Source organism: Geodermatophilus sp. CPCC 205506, assembly GCF_051383635.1.
GTDB lineage: Bacteria > Actinomycetota > Actinomycetes > Mycobacteriales > Geodermatophilaceae > Geodermatophilus.
The window spans coordinates 24440-42386 of the sequence record NZ_JALPKP010000019.1 but is presented as its reverse complement, the minus strand read 5'-3'; the positions used below and the strand labels follow the sequence as shown (position 1 = coordinate 42386).

18 protein-coding genes are annotated in these 17947 nt (G+C 74.3%); 10 read left to right on the top strand and 8 right to left on the bottom strand.

What is annotated here, in order from left to right:
• Positions 1-25: 25 nt before the first annotated feature.
• A complete protein-coding gene (locus MY520_RS12805) occupies positions 26-337 on the top strand; it encodes a putative quinol monooxygenase (protein ID WP_436692489.1) in 312 nt (103 codons plus the stop codon).
• Here the strand turns inward: MY520_RS12805 and MY520_RS12800 are convergent.
• From MY520_RS12800 to MY520_RS12785, 4 genes are all read right to left on the bottom strand, one after another.
• The gene (locus MY520_RS12800) at positions 334-1155 is read right to left on the bottom strand and encodes a hypothetical protein (protein WP_436692488.1); all 822 of its coding nucleotides are present in this window, start codon (positions 1153-1155) and stop codon (positions 334-336) included. The two genes, MY520_RS12805 and MY520_RS12800, sit on opposite strands and share 4 nt — an antisense overlap.
• A gap of 63 nt (positions 1156-1218) precedes the next feature.
• Positions 1219-2028: an Fpg/Nei family DNA glycosylase gene (locus MY520_RS12795; RefSeq protein ID WP_436692487.1), complete on the bottom strand. Its 810-nt coding sequence runs from the start codon at positions 2026-2028 to the stop codon at positions 1219-1221.
• Entirely contained in the window at positions 2021-3385 is a 1365-nt protein-coding gene (locus tag MY520_RS12790; protein ID WP_436692486.1) for a cryptochrome/photolyase family protein, read from the bottom strand. The genes MY520_RS12795 and MY520_RS12790 overlap by 8 nt, the downstream gene beginning before the upstream one ends.
• Positions 3386-3427: 42 nt before the next feature.
• A complete protein-coding gene (locus MY520_RS12785) occupies positions 3428-3796 on the bottom strand; it encodes a GNAT family N-acetyltransferase (protein WP_436692485.1) in 369 nt (122 codons plus the stop codon).
• Positions 3797-3909: 113 nt separating this feature from the next.
• Here MY520_RS12785 and MY520_RS12780 point away from each other — a divergent pair, with 113 nt between their 5' ends.
• Positions 3910-4668: an amidohydrolase family protein gene (locus MY520_RS12780; protein ID WP_436692484.1), complete on the top strand. Its 759-nt coding sequence runs from the start codon at positions 3910-3912 to the stop codon at positions 4666-4668.
• A gap of 16 nt (positions 4669-4684) precedes the next feature.
• Here the strand turns inward: MY520_RS12780 and MY520_RS12775 are convergent, their stop codons facing one another.
• The 3 genes from MY520_RS12775 to MY520_RS12765 form a co-directional block, all read right to left on the bottom strand.
• Entirely contained in the window at positions 4685-5137 is a 453-nt protein-coding gene (locus tag MY520_RS12775) for a DUF5313 family protein (RefSeq protein ID WP_436692483.1), read from the bottom strand.
• A gap of 119 nt (positions 5138-5256) precedes the next feature.
• Positions 5257-5787, bottom strand: a complete 531-nt coding sequence (locus MY520_RS12770) for a MarR family winged helix-turn-helix transcriptional regulator (protein ID WP_436692482.1) — start codon at positions 5785-5787, stop codon at positions 5257-5259.
• Positions 5788-6000: 213 nt separating this feature from the next.
• Positions 6001-7365: a sensor histidine kinase gene (locus MY520_RS12765; RefSeq protein WP_436692481.1), complete on the bottom strand. Its 1365-nt coding sequence runs from the start codon at positions 7363-7365 to the stop codon at positions 6001-6003.
• Between the two features lie 152 nt (positions 7366-7517).
• Here MY520_RS12765 and MY520_RS12760 point away from each other — a divergent pair, with 152 nt between their 5' ends.
• Entirely contained in the window at positions 7518-8240 is a 723-nt protein-coding gene (locus tag MY520_RS12760) for a response regulator transcription factor (RefSeq protein WP_436692480.1), read from the top strand.
• Between the two features lie 92 nt (positions 8241-8332).
• Here MY520_RS12760 and MY520_RS12755 read toward each other — a convergent pair whose 3' ends face one another.
• A complete protein-coding gene (locus MY520_RS12755) occupies positions 8333-8827 on the bottom strand; it encodes a hypothetical protein (protein ID WP_436692479.1) in 495 nt (164 codons plus the stop codon).
• 213 nt (positions 8828-9040) lie between these two features.
• On the opposite strand from MY520_RS12755, the gene MY520_RS12750 reads away from it, so the two are divergent.
• The 7 genes from MY520_RS12750 (at position 9041) to MY520_RS12720 (ending at position 17858) form a co-directional block, all read left to right on the top strand.
• A complete protein-coding gene (locus tag MY520_RS12750) occupies positions 9041-10204 on the top strand; it encodes a heparan-alpha-glucosaminide N-acetyltransferase domain-containing protein (RefSeq protein ID WP_436692478.1) in 1164 nt (387 codons plus the stop codon).
• A 278-nt stretch (positions 10205-10482) separates the two neighbouring features.
• Entirely contained in the window at positions 10483-11010 is a 528-nt protein-coding gene (locus MY520_RS12745) for a Chromate resistance protein ChrB (RefSeq protein WP_436692477.1), read from the top strand.
• A complete protein-coding gene (locus MY520_RS12740) occupies positions 11007-11438 on the top strand; it encodes a chromate resistance protein ChrB domain-containing protein (RefSeq protein ID WP_436692476.1) in 432 nt (143 codons plus the stop codon). Before MY520_RS12745 ends, MY520_RS12740 begins: the two co-directional genes overlap by 4 nt.
• Positions 11439-11607: 169 nt before the next feature.
• Positions 11608-13053 (top strand): chromate efflux transporter, encoded by a 1446-nt coding sequence (gene chrA, locus MY520_RS12735; protein WP_436692475.1) that lies wholly within the window; start codon positions 11608-11610, stop codon positions 13051-13053.
• Between the two features lie 27 nt (positions 13054-13080).
• A complete protein-coding gene (locus MY520_RS12730) occupies positions 13081-14046 on the top strand; it encodes a phosphotransferase family protein (protein WP_436692474.1) in 966 nt (321 codons plus the stop codon).
• Between the two features lie 63 nt (positions 14047-14109).
• Entirely contained in the window at positions 14110-15999 is a 1890-nt protein-coding gene (locus MY520_RS12725; protein ID WP_436692473.1) for an ABC transporter ATP-binding protein, read from the top strand.
• The gene (locus tag MY520_RS12720) at positions 15996-17858 is read left to right on the top strand and encodes an ABC transporter ATP-binding protein (protein ID WP_436692472.1); all 1863 of its coding nucleotides are present in this window, start codon (positions 15996-15998) and stop codon (positions 17856-17858) included. Before MY520_RS12725 ends, MY520_RS12720 begins: the two co-directional genes overlap by 4 nt.
• Positions 17859-17947 lie beyond the last annotated feature (89 nt).

The window sequence follows — 17947 nt, the reverse complement described above, 5'->3', positions numbered from 1 at the left end:
GTCCCCTCGATCCCAGGAGCAGCCCGTGGCCGTCGTCGTCGTCGCGACCATCACCCCCCAGCCCGAGCACGCCGCCGCCGTCCGCGCGGCGGTGCTGGCGGCGATCCCGCAGGTGCACGGCGAGTCCGGCTGCCGGCGCTACGCGCTGCACGAGGGGCAGGACGGCCGGCTGGTGATGATCGAGCAGTGGGACAGCCCCGAGGACCTGGCCGCGCACGGCAAGGGGGACCCGTTCGCCGAGCTCAGCCAGGCGCTGGACGGCAAGCTCGCCGGCGCGCCGGACCTGCAGGTGCTGACCGCCCTCCCGGCCGGGGACGGGGCGAAGGGGGCGCTCTAGTCGCAGGGGTGGTTGTGGTCCAGCCGGTCCTCGACGTACTGGGCCATGACCACCTCGCCGCCGCCCACCAGCGGCGCCCGGCGGCAGGTCGCCCGGGCGCCGGCCGGCGTGCCGCCGCCGGCCAGCCAGCTGTCCAGGCCGTACAGGGCGCTGTCCCGCGGGACGTCGCCGACGATCCGGCCCCACTGCTGCGCGGTGGAGTAGAGCCCGACCTCCGCGCCGCGGCTGCCGAGGTAGGCGGCCATGCCCTCCAGTGCCGCGCGGTTGCGGGCCCGGGCCGCCGGAGAGCCGTACTGCCAGGTGTTCATGGTCTCGACGTCGAGCCACCAGCGGTGCGCGGCCGGGTCGGGGTCGACGCCGGCCCGCTCCGCGGCGGGGGCGAAGAACGCCTCGACGTCGAGGTAGGCGCGCAGCCAGCCGTACCGCCAGGAGCAGGCCTCGTCGTTGGCGCCGTCGCAGTGCCCGTACGGGCTGTCGCCGGCCAGCGGCCAGGTGTGCACGAGGTCGAGCAGCTGGCCGGGGTTGGCGGTGTTGACGTAGAGCTGCAGCGCGGGCTGGCCGCGCACCGCGCCGGTGGCCTCGGCCGCCCACGCGAGCTGCTCGGTCAGGCACGGGTTGGGCCGGGTGGCCCGCCCGCCGTTCACCCCGACGATGCCGAACGCGGGGCGGTCGGGCAACGGGACGTCGCACTGCGGGTGGGAGACGTCGTAGCCGACCACCGGGGGATCGTCGTCCGCGGCCGAGGCGGCCGGGACCCCGACCAGGACGCAGACGCAGGAGAGCACGGCGACCACCAGGGCGCGCAGCGTGCTCGACATCCGATCACGATATCCGCGGCGAGGGGCCAGGTCACTCACCCCGAGGGGGCAGCCCCGCCGCGGTCACGCGGCCTGGCAGACCGGGCACCAGTAGAGGTTGCGGGCCACCATCTCCTGCGTCCTGACCTGCGTGCCGCAGACCCGGCAGGGCAGCCCGGTGCGCCGGTAGACGTAGTGCGCGTCCTCCCGCACCACCGCGCCGCGCCGGCGGGTGCGGTGCTCCGGCCGGGTGGTGACGATCCGGCCCATCCGCACGCCGGCGCGCATGAGCACCACGAGGTCGGACCACATCCGCGCCCACAGGTCCGCGTCGACCTCCCGGCCGGGGCGGAACGGGGAGACGCCGTGCCGGAACAGCAGCTCCGCGCGGTACACGTTGCCGACGCCGGCGAGCACCGACTGGTCCATGAGCAGCGCGCCGATCGCGGTGCGGCTGCCGGCGACGCGCCGGTGGGCGCGGGTGCCGTCGGTCCGGGGCCGCAGCGGGTCGGGGCCGAGCCGGGTGAGGATCCGGTCGACCGCGGGTCCGGGAAGCACCTCGCAGGCGGTCGCGCCGCGCAGGTCGGTCCAGACGCCGAGGCCGTCGGGCCCGTCCCCGACCCAGCGCATCCGCAGCGCGCCCCGCGGCGCGGGCGGGACGCCGGTGCCCGAGGTGTAGCTGCCGTAGAGACCGAGGTGCACGTGCAGCGTGTCGGCGCCGAAGCAGGCGAACAGGTGCTTGCCGTGGGAGACCACCTCGTCGAGCACCCGACCGTCCAGCAGCGCCGCGCCCGCGGCGAAGCGGCCCTGCGGGCTGGTCACGTGCACCGGGCGGCCGGCGAAGGCGAGTGACTGGTCGCGGGCCAGCCGGAACAGGGTGTGCCCCTCAGGCACGGCGCACCTGCTCGTAGCGGTCGAGGGCCACCCGGCGCTCCTCGGCGTGGTCGACGATCGGCAGGGGGTACCCGGGCGGGACGCCGTCGGGCGCCAGCCACGGCTCGTGCACGAACCGCGCCGGGACGTCGCGCAGCTCGGGCACCCACCGCCGGACGTACCCGCCGTCGGGGTCGAACTGCTTCCCCTGCCGGGTCGGGTTGAAGACGCGGTGGTAGGGGGAGGCGTCCGTGCCGGTGCCGGCGACCCACTGCCAGCCGTGGTTGTTGCTGGCGAGGTCACCGTCGACCAGGTGGGCGAGGAAGTGCCGGGCGCCGCGCCACCAGTCGACGTGCAGGTCCTTGACGAGGAACGAGGCCACGACCATGCGGACCCGGTTGTGCACCCACGCCTCGCCCAGGAGTTGCCGCATCCCGGCGTCGACGATCGGGTAGCCGGTGCGGCCCGCGGCCCAGGCGGCGAAGCGCTCGTCGGCGTCCGGGCCGGTGTCGTAGGTCATCGTGCGCATGCGCCCGTCGAAGGCCTCCCGGTGCGTCTCCGGCCGGTGCCACAGCACGTCGGCGTAGAACTCGCGCCAGGCCAGCTCGGTGACGTAGCCCGCGGCCGACGGCCCCTCCTCGTGCGCCAGGTCGGCCAGCAGGGTCCGCGGGTGGGTGCAGCCGTACTTCAGGTACGCCGACATCCGGCTGGTGCCCTCGGTGCCCGGGGTGTTCCGGGTCTCGCCGTAACCGGTCAGCCGCTCGTCGCGGAACCGGCGCCAGGCCGCGGCGGCGGCGGCCTCGCCGGCCGGGGGCAGGCGGACGCCGTCCAGTTGCGGCGCGTCGGGCCGCTCGTCGGACCGGACGCCGGTGCACCACCGGACCGCCCGCGGCCGCGGTGCCGGATCGCGCCAACCGTGCGCCCGCCAGGCCCGGGCGAAGGGCGAGAACACCCGGAACGGCGTCCCGTCGCCCTTCGTGACCCGGCCGGGCGTCACCGCGTACGGCGAGCCGGTGCGCACGAGGGGCACCGCGCCCAGCGCGCGCTCCACGTCGGCGTCGCGCCGCCGTCCGTAGGGACCCGCGTCGGCCGAGACGTGCACGCTGGTGGCGCCGACCTCCCGGACCAGTTCTGGGACGACGCGCGCCGGGTCCCCGGAGCGCAGCACCAGGGCACCGTCGAGGGACGCGTCGAGGTCGGCGAGGCAGTCGAGCAGGAACCGGCGGCGCGGCCCTCCGGCCGGGTCCCACAGCCGCGGGTCGACGACGAACAGCGGCAGGACGGCGCCGTCGGGACCGGCGGCGTCGCGGGCCGCCAGCAGCGCCGGGTGGTCGGCCAGCCGCAGGTCGCGGCGGAACCACAGCAGCGCGATGGGCACCCGCGCCAGGGTAGGCAGCGCGGACGGGATCTGCAGATCAGGTCAGCGGTCGGCGGTCTCCAGACCGAAGTGCGGCCGGTCGGCCTCGGCGACCAGGTCGACCTCTTCGGGGTGCTGCTGGATGTAGTGACGGACGAACGAGCAGTAGGGGAGCACGTGCACGCCGCGCTCGCGGGCGGCGGCGAGGACGCCGGCGACGAGGATCTTGCCGATGCCGCGTCCACCGACGGAGGGGTCCACCTCGGTGTGCGGCAGCGCCATGGTGCCGTTCTCGACGTGGTAACTCGCCAGGCCGACGACCCGGCCGTCGAGCAGGACCTCGAACCGCCCCCGATCGGGGACGTCGACCACACTCGTCTCCATGCTGGTGTGCCACCTCCGCTCGCCCGGCGTCGTTGCCGGGTTCGACATGCGTACTGAGACGGTAACGCCTCGGAGCCCCCGGGGGTTTCGCCGCGCCGGGTGACACCCACGGGGTGGACGCGGTCCGGGACCCCGCCGCACCGAGTCGAGAGGAGCTCCCCGTGCCGACCCGGCGCCCGTTCTTCGACGCCCACTTCCACGTCGTCGACCACCGGTTCCCGCTGTACGAGAACGACGGTTTCCTGCCCGATCCCTTCCCCGTCGAGCGGTACCTGGAGCGCACCGCCGCACTGGGCGTCGTCGGCGGTGCCGTCGTCTCGGGGTCGTTCCAGCGCTTCGACCAGGGCTGTCTGCTCGACGCCCTCGCCCGGCTCGGTCCCGGCTTCGTCGGCGTTGCGCAGATCCCGCACGACCTGCCCGACGCCGACGTCGTCGACCTCGCACGGCGCGGGGTGCGAGGGGTGCGGTTCAACCTGCGCCGCGGCGGGTCCGCGGGCAGAGAGCACCTGGACCGGCTGGCCCGCCGCGTCCACGACCTGGCCGGCCTGCACACCGAGCTCTACGTCGACGCCCGTGACCTGGCCGACCTGGTGGACACCCTCGCGGCGCTGCCCGCGGTGAGCATCGACCACCTGGGTCTGCACGCCGACGGCCTGCCGCACCTGGTCGCGCTCGTCGAGCGCGGCGTGCGGGTCAAGGCGACGGGCTTCGGCCGTGTCGACCTCGACCTCGACGTCGCCGCGGCCGTCCGCGCCGTGCTGGCGGCCGACCCGACCGCGCTGATGGCCGGCTCGGACCTGCCGTCCACCCGCGCCCGGCGTCCGTTCGCCGACTCCGACCTCGATCTGCTGGCGGACGTCGCCGGGGAGCACGTCGACGCGGTGCTGCACGACAACGCGGCGGCCTTCTACCGGGTGTGAGGGCTCTCGGCGGGGGTCAGCGCCCGGCCCGGTCCCGGTAGCGGGCGGCGCGCCGGGCCGCGGCGGCCCGCCGGCGCTCGCTCTCGCGCTGCTCCCGGCCCTGGGCGGCGCGCTCGCGGTGCACGGTGGCGGTGCCCGCCGGGTAGCCGGCCTTCACGACCCGGGTCTCGGTGCTCTCCGGCATGTAGGCCAGGGAGTAGAACAGTGCCAGGGCCAGCCCGCCGCCGGCGCACGCGGCGCGCAGCCCCCACGAGGCCGGCAGCAGCGTCATGATCAGGGCGATCGGGACGGCGAGCTGGACCAGCATGCGGCCGATGTGGCGCAGCCACCAGGTGCCGGTGGTGGTGTCGTGCAGCACCCAACCGCGGTGGCGCCCGGGCAGCGAGCCGCCGAAGGCGTACCAGAGCCACCGGTGCGGCGCCGGACGGATGACGGGCTCGGCCGGCGTGCCGCTCTCGGGGTCTGTCACGACGGTTCGCTCCTGGTGGTCGACGGTCACGTCTCCATGGTGCCCCGAACAATTGGTGGGCGAAAGGTTGGGGTACCAAGTGTCAGCAGGCTAACAACTGCCGTCCGTTGTGCCGGACCTCAGGCGACGGTGGCCCGCGGGTCCTCGTCCTCCCGCGGGTCCTCGTCCCGTGCAGGCGCCGTCAGTGCGCGCTGGGAGGCGGCGATCACCTGGGTGAGCGCTCCGTGCAGCGCCATCAACTCCTCGACCGGCATGCCGAGACGCTCGACGATGCCGGTGGGGATGGCCTCGGCCTGGGCGCGCAGGGCCCTGCCGGCGTCGGTCAGCGCCAGCGCCAGGTTGCGCTGGTCCCTCGGATTCCGCTCCCGGCGCAGCAGGCCGGCCGCCTCCAGCCGCTTGAGCAGCGGCGAGAGCGTGCCGGGGTCCAGTTGCAGCAGGTGCGAGAGCTCCTTGACCGACAGCGAGCCGTGCTGCCACAGCGCCAGCATCACCAGGTACTGCGGGTGGGTCAGCCCCAGCGGCTCGAGCACCGGCCGGTAGACCGCGACCACGTTGCGGGCCGCCACCGAGAGGGCGAAGCACACCTGCCGCTCCAGGGCGAGGGTGTCCTCGGGGTCGAGCGGTGCGTCGGGCACTTGATCGGTCGTCACCGCCCCAGCCTAGATCCCGTGGCGTCCCAAGCATTGGGCCGCCAACGACCCCGTCGGTCAGCACCGGCTGGTGGCCCCGAGGATTCGAACCTCCGACACGGTTCAGGAGAGCGTTCCATGGGCGATCGGCTGCTGTCGGCAGCTTGTGAACATCCGGCTTGACCTGCGGTTCTGGCCTGTGGCGACGTCGATCGTCGATGGTCTTGGTTGGACCTAGGCGATCATCCCGCCGCTCCTGGAGACGTCGGTGGCTCCCGGCTCCCGGTCCGGGACGGCCACGGGCGCCGTCGGGAGGAGGAGGGTGAACACCGGCGGTGAGGGGCGGGTCAGCTCCAGCCGGCCCTGCTCGGCCTCGGCGAGACGGCGGGCGAGGGCGAGACCGATGCCGTGACCGTCGCGCCGGTCGGCCCGCCCGGAGAAGACGGTGTCCTCGGGCGCCAGGGGGCCCGGGCCCTCGTCGGAGACGTCGATGGCCACCGCGCCGGCGGCCTCCCGCACGGACACCGTGACCGTCCCGGCGCCGTGGGAGGTGGCGTTGTCCACGAGGACGCCGAGTACTTGCCGTACCGCGGCGGCCGAGCCGCGCGCCGCCGGGGCGTCGGGGTCGCTGCGGACTTCCAGGTCGCGGCCGTGCAGAGCGAGGCGCGCGCCCCACTCCGGGGAGAGCTCGCCGAGGAGCGCGTCCAGGTCCAGGGGACCGGTTTGTCCGGCCTGCCCGGCGCGGGCGAGGGTGAGCAGCTCGTCGATGATGGCCTCGAGGCGGTCGGCGTCGGCGAGGCTGGCGGCGATCGCCGGCCGGGGGTCCTGGTCGCGCTGTTCCAGCGCGGCTTCCAGGCGGAGCCGCAGCCCGGCCAGCGGGGTGCGCAGCTGGTGGGAGGCGTCGGCGGAGAACGCGCGCTCGCGGGCGAGCAGGTCGTCGAGGCGGGCGGCGGTGGTGTCCAGCGCGGTCCCCACCGAGTCGATCTCGGCGATGCCGCCCTTGCGGCTGCGGACGCTGAAGTCGCCGTCGCCGAGCCGGCGGGCGCTGTCCTCCAGGTCCTCCAGCGGACGTGCCAGCCGGCCGGCCTGACGGCGCCCCACCATCCAGGCGATGGTCACCGCCACCGCCGCCAGCCCCGCCATGCCCGCCCAGACGAGGGCGACCTGTCCGAGTACGGCGCTGCGCGGGGTGGCGACCAGGACCGCGCCGATCACCTCGTCGGAGTGGGTCACAGGCGCGGCGGCGAGGAGGAGGTCGCCACGGGCTCGGGCGCGCACCCCGCCGTCCAGAGCCCGGGACAGGAGGCGGCCGTGCTCACCGGGGATCGATCCGGCCAGCCGGTCGCCGTCCTCGTCGAACACGGCCGCGTCGATGTCGTCGCCGCGGTCCCCGACGTCGGAGAGGTCGTCGGGGTCGATGGTGTCGCCGTCGTCCACGTCGTCGGCGACGTCGATGGCGACGTCCGTGGCGACCCTCACCAGGTGGACCCGCTCCTGCTGGATCGCGTACCGGTGAACGGCGACGGCCAGCGGGACACCGAAGAGACAGATGGCCAGGACGGAGGCCACGACGGCCACGCCGATGATCCGAGTGCGCACGAGCGTCTCCGTTCTGCTGCCGCCATCGGCCCCGCTCGTCGATTGCCAGGATGTCTCCCCGGCGGGCCGATGTCACCGCGTTCGTGTGCGGGGCTCCCCGCAGCGGTGAAGCGGGCGCCCGGGCTGGCCTCGGGGGGTGCCACGATGTCGCGGTGACCGGCCGGATCCTCCTCGTCGAGGACGACCCGACGATCGGCGAGGTGCTGACCTCGAGCCTGCGCAGCCACGCCTACGAGGTCTCCTGGGCGCGAACCGGCACCGACGGGCTGGCCCGCGCGGGGGCAGGCGACGTCGACCTGGTGCTGCTGGACCTGGGACTGCCCGACCTGGACGGGGTGGAGGTGTGCCGGCAGCTGAGAAGGCTCCAGCCCGGGTGCGTCCTGGTCATGGTGACCGCGCGCTCGGCGGAGATGGACGTCGTCGTCGGGCTGGAAGCCGGTGCCGACGACTACCTGGTCAAGCCGGTCCGCCTGGCCGAGTTCCATGCGCGGATCCGCGCGCACCTGCGTCGAGGCGAAGCGATCCCGGCCGCAGCGACCGTGTTCGCGGTCGGAGACCTCATCGTCGACGTCCCCCGCCACACGGTGACGATCGCGGGACGGCATCTGCACCTGCGGCCCAAGGAGTTCGACCTGCTGGCCAGCCTGGCCGCACGACCCGAGGTCGCGCACAGCCGCGGTCAGTTGATGTCCGACGTCTGGGACGAGAACTGGTTCGGCTCCACCAAGACCCTCGACGTCCACGTCGCCGCGCTGCGACGACGGATCCACGAAGCCGCCGGTCCCGGTGTCCTCGTCCCGCGCATCGTCACCGTGCGCGGGCACGGATACCGGCTCGAGCTGCCCGCACCCGACGACGCCGGCCCATCCGCCTAGCCGGCATCGCTGAGGACGCGTGCCCCCAGGTGCCCGCCGGGCGACGCCGCGGCCGTTACCGACTCGCCGCAGCGCCGCCATGGATGTCCGGATCAGTTCATGCTGACGGTCCCCCATGCCAGGGAACCGGTAGCGGTGAGGGTGCTGGAGTCCGGCCACGGCAGCAGTCGCGGCCGAGCTGTTCCCCGGACACTGGACCGGGCCGGAGCGATCTCCCAGACGCCGACCTCGACGACGGTGTCCAGGCTGGATCGGGAATCGGCCCAGCCGCCCAGGCGCCGAGCGGTGATCGAGGTCCTGGCGTGGTCGTCGGTCAGGACCGCGTGCAGCAGTCGGACGATGGTGTCGAGGTCCTGGTGGCGCCGGGGGTCGGTGTTCGACGTGTGCACTTCCACCCTGAGCAGCTGGCTCCCGGACGGCGCGAACGGGGACTCGTCGACGCTCCAGGTGAGGACGATGAAGCACGGTGCCGTTGTCGTACCGTGCCCGGAGCACCTCTGCTCGAGGCGGTCGTCGTGGTTCGCCAGCAGCGTGCTCAGCACCGCGTTCCGGGCGATCAGGCCGCCCACCACGAGACGAAGATCCATCGCCGCCGTCCTCGGGCTCGCTGGGCGTCGGAGGCTCCGCTCGACCAGCGGGGGCAGTCGACACCGGTGCGTCCGCCGCACCACCTGGTCGATCGAAGCCGGTTCTGACTCTAGGCGGCACGGTGCAAGCGACAGGTCAGGACAGTGCAAGAACTTGGCAAACGGCCCTGACGAGCGGTTCCACCGGCCCTGGCCCTCCTACGGTGCCCCGTCATGAGCACCGCCGTGCGCCGAGACCAGGCCCGACAGCTCCCGTCCGCACAGCAGAAGCGGCGGCTTCGCTCGGATCGGGTGGCCGGTCTCGATGTAGCTCGTGCGCTGGCCGTCTTCGGGATGTTCGGTGCCCACGTCGGAGTCGTCGCGGACGACGTGGGGTCATCACCCTCCACATGGCTTGGCGTGGTGAACGGCCGGTCGTCGATCCTCTTCGCGGTCCTGGCGGGCGTCTCGGTGGCCCTGTTGTCCGGCCGGACCGTCCCGGCCGGCGGGGACGAGCTGGTCCGCGCCCGGATGCGGATCCTCGTCCGTGCGGCGTGGGTGTTCGCCATCGGCGGCGTCCTCGAAGCGCTCGGCACCGACATCGACATCATCCTCGGCGTGTACGCCGTGCTCTTCGTCCTCGCCTTGCCGTTCCTGCGGTGGCCGCCCCGGCAGCTGCTGGTGGCCGCCGGGGTGCTGGCCGTGGTGACACCGCCTGTTGACCTGGTGCTCGCGCAGCTCGCCGAGGCGACGGGCTCCTACGACACGCCGTTCGTCTGGCTGGCCGTCACCGGGCCCTATCCGGCGCTGATCTGGTGGGCCTTCCTCCTCGTCGGCCTGGCCGTGGGGCGCTCGGACCTGGCCTCCGCGCGGGCCCGGGCGACGCTCGTGGCCACCGGCGCCGGCCTGGCCGTGCTCGGCTACGGCGGCGGCTGGGTGACCACGCAGTGGTTTGCGGGCGGGACGCCGGTGGACGGCGACGGCTTCTCGGAACGCCCCGATGCGTGGGACCCGGTCTGGTTGACCGGGTCCGTCCCCCACAGCGGAACGACCTTCGAGATCGTCGGCTCTGTCGGGTTCGCGCTCATCGTCATCGGCGTGTGCCTGGTCGTCGCCGAGCTCCTGCCCAGGGTGAGTTACCCGCTCGCCTCGGTGGGCGCGATGGCGCTGACTGTGTACACCGGCCAGGTCGTCGCGGTGTGGCTCATCGGCACGCTCGACTACGACGACAACGGCGCGTGGGCCACCTACATCCTGGTGAGCCTCGTGGTCGCCACTGCCTGGAGGGTGCTGCTGGGGAGAGGACCGCTCGAACGACTGCTGACCTGGAACTCCACCCTGGCAGCAGGCCGAGCGAACAGGTGCGCCGCACGCGATCCGGCACCGTCCGCATCCTGACCGTCCGGCCGCCCGGCGGGTCGGGGCGCGTGCCCCGGGTCCGGAGTCGGAGCACGGCGCGAGTCAGTAGGGGAGCCGCACCACAGCCGAGCGGATGCTGGCGAGCGCCACACCGCCGTCAGTCGCCGGCTGGCTTACGGTGCGGAGGGTCCGGCACACAGGATGACCAGGGTGGAACGGAAGCGCCGGCCGTTCGGACGTGACCGCACACCCTGCGGCAGGGCCCCGCTCGTCCACCATCGCTGGACGCTGCAATGCAACCATGGTTGCATTGCGGCGTGCTCACGCCGTTTCCCGCTCAGCCTGGTCCGGGCGAGTGGGTGCTGCTCTCCTACCGGCTGCCCCGCGAGCCGTCGGGTCCGCGGACCACGGTGTGGCGGCGGCTGAAGCGGCTCGGCGTGGCGCAGCTGTCCGACGGCCTGGTGGCGCTGCCCGCCGACGCCCGCACCCGTGAGTCCCTCGAGTGGCTGGCCGACGACGTCCTCGCCGCGGACGGGACCGCGGGGCTGTGGGTGGCCCGACCGGCGACGCTGGCGCAGGAGCGGGCACTGGCCGCCGGCATGGCTGCTGCCCGGGCCGAGGAGTACCGGTCGCTGACCGAGCAGAGCCGCGAGGCCGCCGACGGCGACTCCACCGAGCGAACCCGGGCGCTGCGCCGGCTGCGGGCGGAGTGGCGGGCGATCAACCGGCGGGACTTCTTCCCACCGCCGGAGCGTGAGGCCGCCGCGGTGGCGCTGCGCGACCTGGCCGAGGCCGCCGCCGAGGACGGGTCGCCGGTCGCCGAGGTGACGGAGGCGGCGCCGTGAGGTGGGCGACCAGGGCCGGGGTGCACATCGACCGCGCGGCCTGCGCCTGGCTGATCCGCCGCTTCCTCGATCCAGCCGCCGAGTTCGTCTTCGTGTCGGACCCGGCCGAGGTCCCGGCTGACGCCACGCCGTTCGACATGCGCGGTGTCGAACTGGGCCACCACGGCGGGGACTGCTCGTTCGAGACGATCCTGCGCCGCCACGATCTCACCGATCCGGTGCTGTGGCGGATCGCCGAGATCGTGCACGAGGCCGACCTCGACGACGGGCGCTTCGACGCCCCGGAGGCACCCGGTCTCGACGTGGTGCTGCGTGGGCTGTCGATGACCGGGAGCGACGAGCACACGCTCGCCGTCTCCGGCCCGGTCTTCGACGGGCTCTACGAGTTCCACCGCCGTCGTCTGCTGCTCGGCCGTGAGCCGGCCTGATCCCGTCGCCCGGAGGACCGCCATGCGCACCATCGCCGACTCGCACGACCGCTCCTGTCCGCCGCACGGCTGAGCCCCGGCCTCGGCCGATCTCACCCGACCCACCCACGCGCCCGGCGCCGCCGGACTGCGCCCCTCCCTTGCCCGAGACCGACCGACGAGGACGTCCATGACCCGCGAGGCCCCGCACCCGCCGGACACCGCACCCGCCACTCGCACGCCGGATCCGGCTGCCGAACCGGAGCCGGTCGGAGCGCAGGAGCAGACCGCCATCCCCTTCCGTACCGCGGTGCGGACCTGGTTCCTCATCTCGCTGCAGACCTTCGGCGGACCGGCCGGCCAGATCGCGGTCATGCAGCGCGCCCTGGTCGACGAGAAGCGGTGGATCGGCCAGCGCCGGTTCCTGCACGCGCTGAACTACTGCACCTTGTTGCCCGGCCCGGAGGCGCAGCAGCTGGCCACGTACGTCGGCTGGCTGCTGCACGGCACCCGCGGAGGGCTCGTCGCCGGCGGTCTGTTCGTGCTGCCCGGCGTCGTCGCGCTGCTGGCGCTCTCGGCGATCTACGTCGCCTTCGGCACGACGACCGCGATCACCGCGCTCTTCGCCGGGCTGGCCGCGGCAGTGCTCGCGATCGTCGTGCAGGCCGTCATCCGGGTGGCCAAGAAGGCGCTGGACAGCCGCGCCCTGGTCGTGATCGCGGTGGCGTCCTTCGTCGCCCTCGCGTTGTTCGGCGTGCCCTTCCCGATCGTGGTCGCACTCGCCGGTATCGCCGGCTGGGCCCTCGGCCGCTGGCGACCGTCCGCGCTGCCGCGCAAGAAGGCCGCCGAGGGCCCCGAGGCCGGCCCGCCGCCGGTCATCTCCGACGACGTGCTGCACCACGTGGCCCCCACCGCCGGGCGCACCCTGAAGGTGCTGCTGGTCGGGCTGCTCGTCTGGGGAGTGCCCGTCGCGGTGGTCGCCCTGCTGACCGGCGCGGGCAGCGTGTTCACCCAGCAGGGCCTGTTCTTCTCCGGCGCCGCCGTGGTCACCTTCGGCGGCGCCTACGCGGTGCTGGCCTACGTCGCCCAGCAGGCCGTCGAGGTCTACGGCTGGCTGGGCCCGCGGGAGATGGTCCGCGGCCTGGCGCTGGCCGAGACCACGCCGGGCCCGCTGATCATGGTCGTGCAGTTCGTCGCGTTCCTCGGCGCCTACCGCAACCCCGGCGACCTCGACCCCTGGGTGGCCGCGGTCCTCGCCTCCCTGCTCGTCACCTGGGTGACCTTCGTGCCCAGCTTCCTGTTCGTCCTGCTCGGCGCCCCGTACATGGAGCGGCTGCGCGGCAACCGGTCGCTGTCGGCGGCCTTGAGCGGCATCACCGCCGCCGTCGTCGGCGTCATCGCCAACCTCGGCGTCTACTTCGCCGTCCACACGCTCTTCAGTGAGACCGTCGACGTCGACCGCGGACCGCTGTCGCTCGAGCTGCCCGACGTGACCACGCTGCGACCGGTGCCCCTGGTCATCGCGCTGGTGGCCGCGGTGCTGCTGTTCCGCGTCAAGTGGTCGGTGCTGCGCACCCTCGGCGTCTGCGCCGTCCTCGGCCTCGCCGCCGGCCTCGCCGGCCTGCCCCTCACCTGACGCCGGCAGCGCAACGAGGAGGACCTCATGGGACGCGCCGACGTGTACAGCCAACCGGAGGCGCCGGACCCGGTGCTCCCGAGCGAGCTGGTCCGAGAGCTGGCTGGGCCGCACCTGCCGTCTGGCGTGCAGCTCGACGGCGGGATGCAGGTGGACGAGTCCGGCGGGGAAGCGCGGGTCTACCTGTTCGACCGGTCCGATGCCGCCGGTGGTGTGGTGGTGAAGACGCAGCGGCCGCACCGGCTCCGTCCGCGCACCAGCCTGCGGAAGGAGGCCGCGCTGCTCGAGGCGCTGACCGGGCCCCTCGCCGGACGGATCCCGGACCTGTACGGCTACGACAGGGTCGCCACCGCCGATGGTCCGGTCGAGTTCATCGTGATGAGCCGGGTGCCGGGCCGGCCCGTGGGACTCCGCCCCCTCCCGCCCGTCGCCCGCCAAGGGCTCCTCCGGGCGGTCGCTGGCGTGTTGCGCGTCGTGCACGCCCTGGATGCGACACAGCTGCAGGTCGACGGGATCCTGCCCACCGTCGAGGGGGGAGCGGGCCATCGGGCGCGCCTCGAGGCGAACTTCGCCGACCTCGTCGAGCGGCTGGAGCAGCAACGGGACCGGTGGCCGCTGGAGGTGCCGCCCGCCCGGGTGGCCGAGCTCGCCGTGGCGGCGCTGCCGGAGCGGCTCGACCAGCCGTCGGTGCCCCTGCACTCCAACCCGGGGCTCACGCACGTGTTCACCGGCCCGGCCGGCGACTTCACCGGGCTCATCGACTTCGGGGACGCGTACGCCGCTCATCCGGCTCTCGACCTGCGGTCCTGGCCCGACCCCGAGGACCGGCTGCTGCTCCGCGAGGCCTACCTCGACGGTCGGCCGGCCGGCGTGGAGTGGAACGCGGTGTGGACCACCGTGATGGTCCTGGCCGACATGGCGGCCTTGACGGGGCCGACGATGCACGCCGCCCCTGCCCTTGCCGCGCTCATGGACCGGCTCGAGCAGCTCTGAGCCCAGGCCGTGCCCATGGTCCACCCGACACCGTCCACCCCCCAGCCTGCCGCAGAGGCCCGGGTGCCTCTCGGCATGTGGACGGCGATGCGCCCCTACGCGCGCCAGGTCGCCGGGCTGTTGACCATCGGCTCGCTGTGCGGCGTGCTGATGAACACCGCCGTCGTCCTGCCCGCAATCCTGCTCGGCCACGCGGTGGACACGGTGCTGGCGCACGACCGCGGCGAGGTCGACGGCGGCGCCGTGACCCGCGCCGTCCTGCTCCTGATCGCCGGCACCCTGGCCACCGAGGTGCCCCGGATCGGCAAGCGGTACTGGCTCGGCGTGTGCCGGAACCGGATCAAGGCGAACGTGCGGGCCGACGCCGTCGGCGGAGTCCTGTCCTGGCCGGCCGACCGGCTGCACCGGACCTCGGTCGGCGAGGTCATGGGCCGCGTCGTCGGCGACGTGGAGGTGCTGGGCCGCGGCGTGGGGGAGGTGATCGTGGAGACCTGGGACACGCTGCTGTTCTCGCTCGCCTTGGCGGTCGCCATCCTGATCTACGACCCCACCCTGGGGCTGCTGGCGCTCGCTCCCGTTCCGGTCGCACTCGCCCTGGCGAAGGCGGTCGGCACGCGGGTCAGCCGCCGCACGCTGCGGGCCCGGGAGGCCAACGCCGCGGTGACCTCGTTCGCCCAGGAGGGGTTGACCGGCCTGCGAGCGCTGCGGGCATCGGGCCGGGGCGGCGCCTACGCCGCCCGACTGCGGGCACTGGCCGACGAGCAGGCCGGCGCCGAGCTCGCCGCGGGCCGCCTGGAAGCGGTCCTGGCGCCCGTCTACACGCTCCTGGTCACCAGCGGCGTCCTGGCGATCATCGGGCTCGGCGGTCATCGGGTCGTGGGCGGTGAGTTGAGCGTCGGCGACCTGGTCGCCCTGCTCGGGCTCTTCGGCCGGTTCACCGGCCGGGCGTTCCGGATCCCGCAGATGGTCAACCGGGTGCAGGCGGCCGACGCGGCCTACAGCCGGCTCGCTCCGCTGCTGGCCGCCCCGCCGGCGCTCGCCGCGGAGCCCCGTCGGTCGAGTTGGCACAGCGACCGGATCGCCGGGCTGCCCGACGAGGACCGGGTCACGACCCCGCCCGCCGTGCCCTCTCCCCGCCGCGGGCCGGCCCAGGTGAGCCTGCAGCAGGTGGCCTTCACCTATCCCGGTGCCGGCACGCCGGCGCTGCGCGGCGTCACGCTCGACGTCGCGCCCGGGGACCTGGTCGCCGTGACCGGCGCGGTCGGGTCGGGCAAGTCTGCGCTGGCCCGCGTGGTGGCCGGCCTGTACCCGCCCGACAGCGGGCAGGTGCGGGTGGACGGCGCGGACCCGCACGCCTGGCAGCCGGATGACCGCACCGTCCTCGGCTACCTGCCGCAGGGCCATCCGGTGTTCTCCGGAACCGTCGCCGACAACGTGCTGCTCCCCGATCCCGGTCGACCTGGCGACCACTCGCGGCTCGAGGAGGCGCTCGCCGTTGCCGCGCTGGAGGAGGAGGTCGCCGCCATGCCGTCCGGGACCGGTACCGGCATCGGGGAGCTGGGCGTGCAGGTGTCGGGTGGGCAACGGCAGCGGATCGCGTTGGCCCGCAGTCTCGCCGCGCCCGTCGTCCGTCCTCGGTTGCTGGTGCTGGACGACCCGTTCTCCGCCCTGGACCTCCGGACCGAGGCCCGCATCGTCGGCGCACTGCGCGCCGCCGTCGGTCCGGACGCCCCGGTCGAGCGCCGGGCCACGGTGCTGCTGTTCTCCACCCGGCTGGCCTCCTTCCCCCGCGCCGACCTCGTCGTCGTCCTCGACGGGGGACAGGTCGCCGAGCAGGGCGGCCACGAGGCGCTGATCGGCGCCGGCGGCCTCTACGCGCGGATCTTCCGGGCCCAGCGGCAGGCCGCGCAGCCCCCGGTGATGGCCGGGACCGCTTCGGACCGTGGCCGGTGACCGCCCGCATCGCCGGCCGTCCGCAGCAGGTCCGGCTGAGTCGTCACCTGCGGTCCCTGGTCCGGCCGTGGCGGGCGCGGCTGCTGGCGGTCGGCGTGCTGGTGCTCGCCGCCGCCGTGCTCGAACTGGCGCCGCCGCTGGTGGTGCGCCACGTCATCGACGACAGCCTGGTCCGCGGCGACACCGGGGGACTGGGCACCGCCGCTGTCCTGTACCTGGCTGCGTCGACGGCGGTCACCGCGCTCAGCGCCGGGTACGGCTACCTCGCGGCCACCGTCGCGCAGCGCAGCCTCGCCGAACTCCGGACGCGGCTGTTCTCCCATCTGCTCGCGCTGCCGACCGGCTATCACGACCACACCCCGGTCGGGGACTCGATCTCCCGGACCACCGCCGACATCGACGCCATCGACGATCTCTTCTCCTCCTCGGTCGCGACCCTCTTCGGCCAAGTCGTCCGGCTGCTCACCGTGGCCGTGGCCATGACCGTCCTCAGCCCGGTCCTGGCCGCTGCGGCGGCCCTGGTCATCCCGCCGCTGCTGCTCGTCACCAACGTGCTGCGCCGCCGCGTCCGGGACGCCGAGCGCGCCTCCCGGATCGCGGTCGGCGGAGTGAACGCCCGTCTCGCCGAGGACCTCTCCGGTGTCGAGGTCATCCGCGCCTTCGGCCGCCAGCGCAGCTTCGCCGACCGCGTCCGCCGCGCACTGCGGACCTGGCTGCACGCGGGCAACCGCTCCGTGCTGTTCAACGCCTTCTACGCCCCCGTGCTCGGAGTGCTCGCCGCGGTCGTGACCGCGCTGCTGCTCTGGCTCGGCGGCCGCGACGCCCTCGGCACGTTCGGCGTCACGGTCGGCACGCTGACGGCGTTCGTGCTGCTGTTCGCCCGCTTCTTCACCCCGCTGGTCACCCTCGGCGACGAGTGGCAAACCGTGCAGGGGGCACTGGCCGGCGCCGAGCGGGTCTTCGCCGTCCTGGAGCTGCCCACCGACACCGGCCGTCTCACCGACCCGGCCGGGCCCGCGGTGCGCGCGAGCCCCCCGGCGGCTGCGGCATCGAGCGCGCCCGGCACAACGTGCCCCAGCACCCGGCCGGTCGTCGAGCTGAACGACGTCACCTTCGGCTACCTGCCCGGACGGCCGGTCCTGCACCGGATCAGCCTCGCCGTCCACCCCGGTCGGCACGTCGCGATCGTGGGGCGGACCGGCGCCGGCAAGTCGAGCATCTTGTCGCTGCTGGTCGGGCTGCACACGCCGTGGACCGGGCAGGTCACCCTCGCCGGTGCCGACCCCTCGGCCCTGGACGACGGCACCCGCCGAGCCCTGCTCGGCTACGTACCGCAGACTGTCGCCCTGTTCAGCGGCACAGTCACCGACAACATCACCCTCGGCGCCCCGGACCTGACCGCCGACCAGGTCCGCCACGCGGCCCGCACGGCCGGTGCCGACTCGTTCATCGAGGCCCTGCCGGACGGGTACGACGCCTTGCTCTCGGACACCGGCCGCGGCCGCGGCCTCCAGCTCTCCGCCGGCCAGCGCCAGCTGATCGCTCTGGCCCGCGCGCTGGTGACCGAGCCCGCGGTGCTGCTCCTCGACGAGGCCACCTCCGTCGTCGACGGCGCCAGCGACGCGGCGTTCCGCGACGCGCTGCACGACCGCGTCCTGTTCCGCGGCACCGCCGTGCTGACGGTCGCCCACCGGCTGGCCACCGCCCGCGACGCCGACCACGTCCTCGTCGTCGCCGGAGGCCAGATCGTGGAGCAGGGCGATCCCGCCACGCTGCTCGCCACGGACACCCGGTTCGCCGGCCTCGCCGCCCTGGAGCAGGCCGGGTGGGACTGGCAGCACGAACCTGATGCGCCCTGACCCGATGAGGCAGGAGCCCGCGCGCCCCGCCCGACAGGGCCAGGGTCACGGCCAGGGGTTGCTGTAGCCCAGTCCGGTTCGCGGGGCCT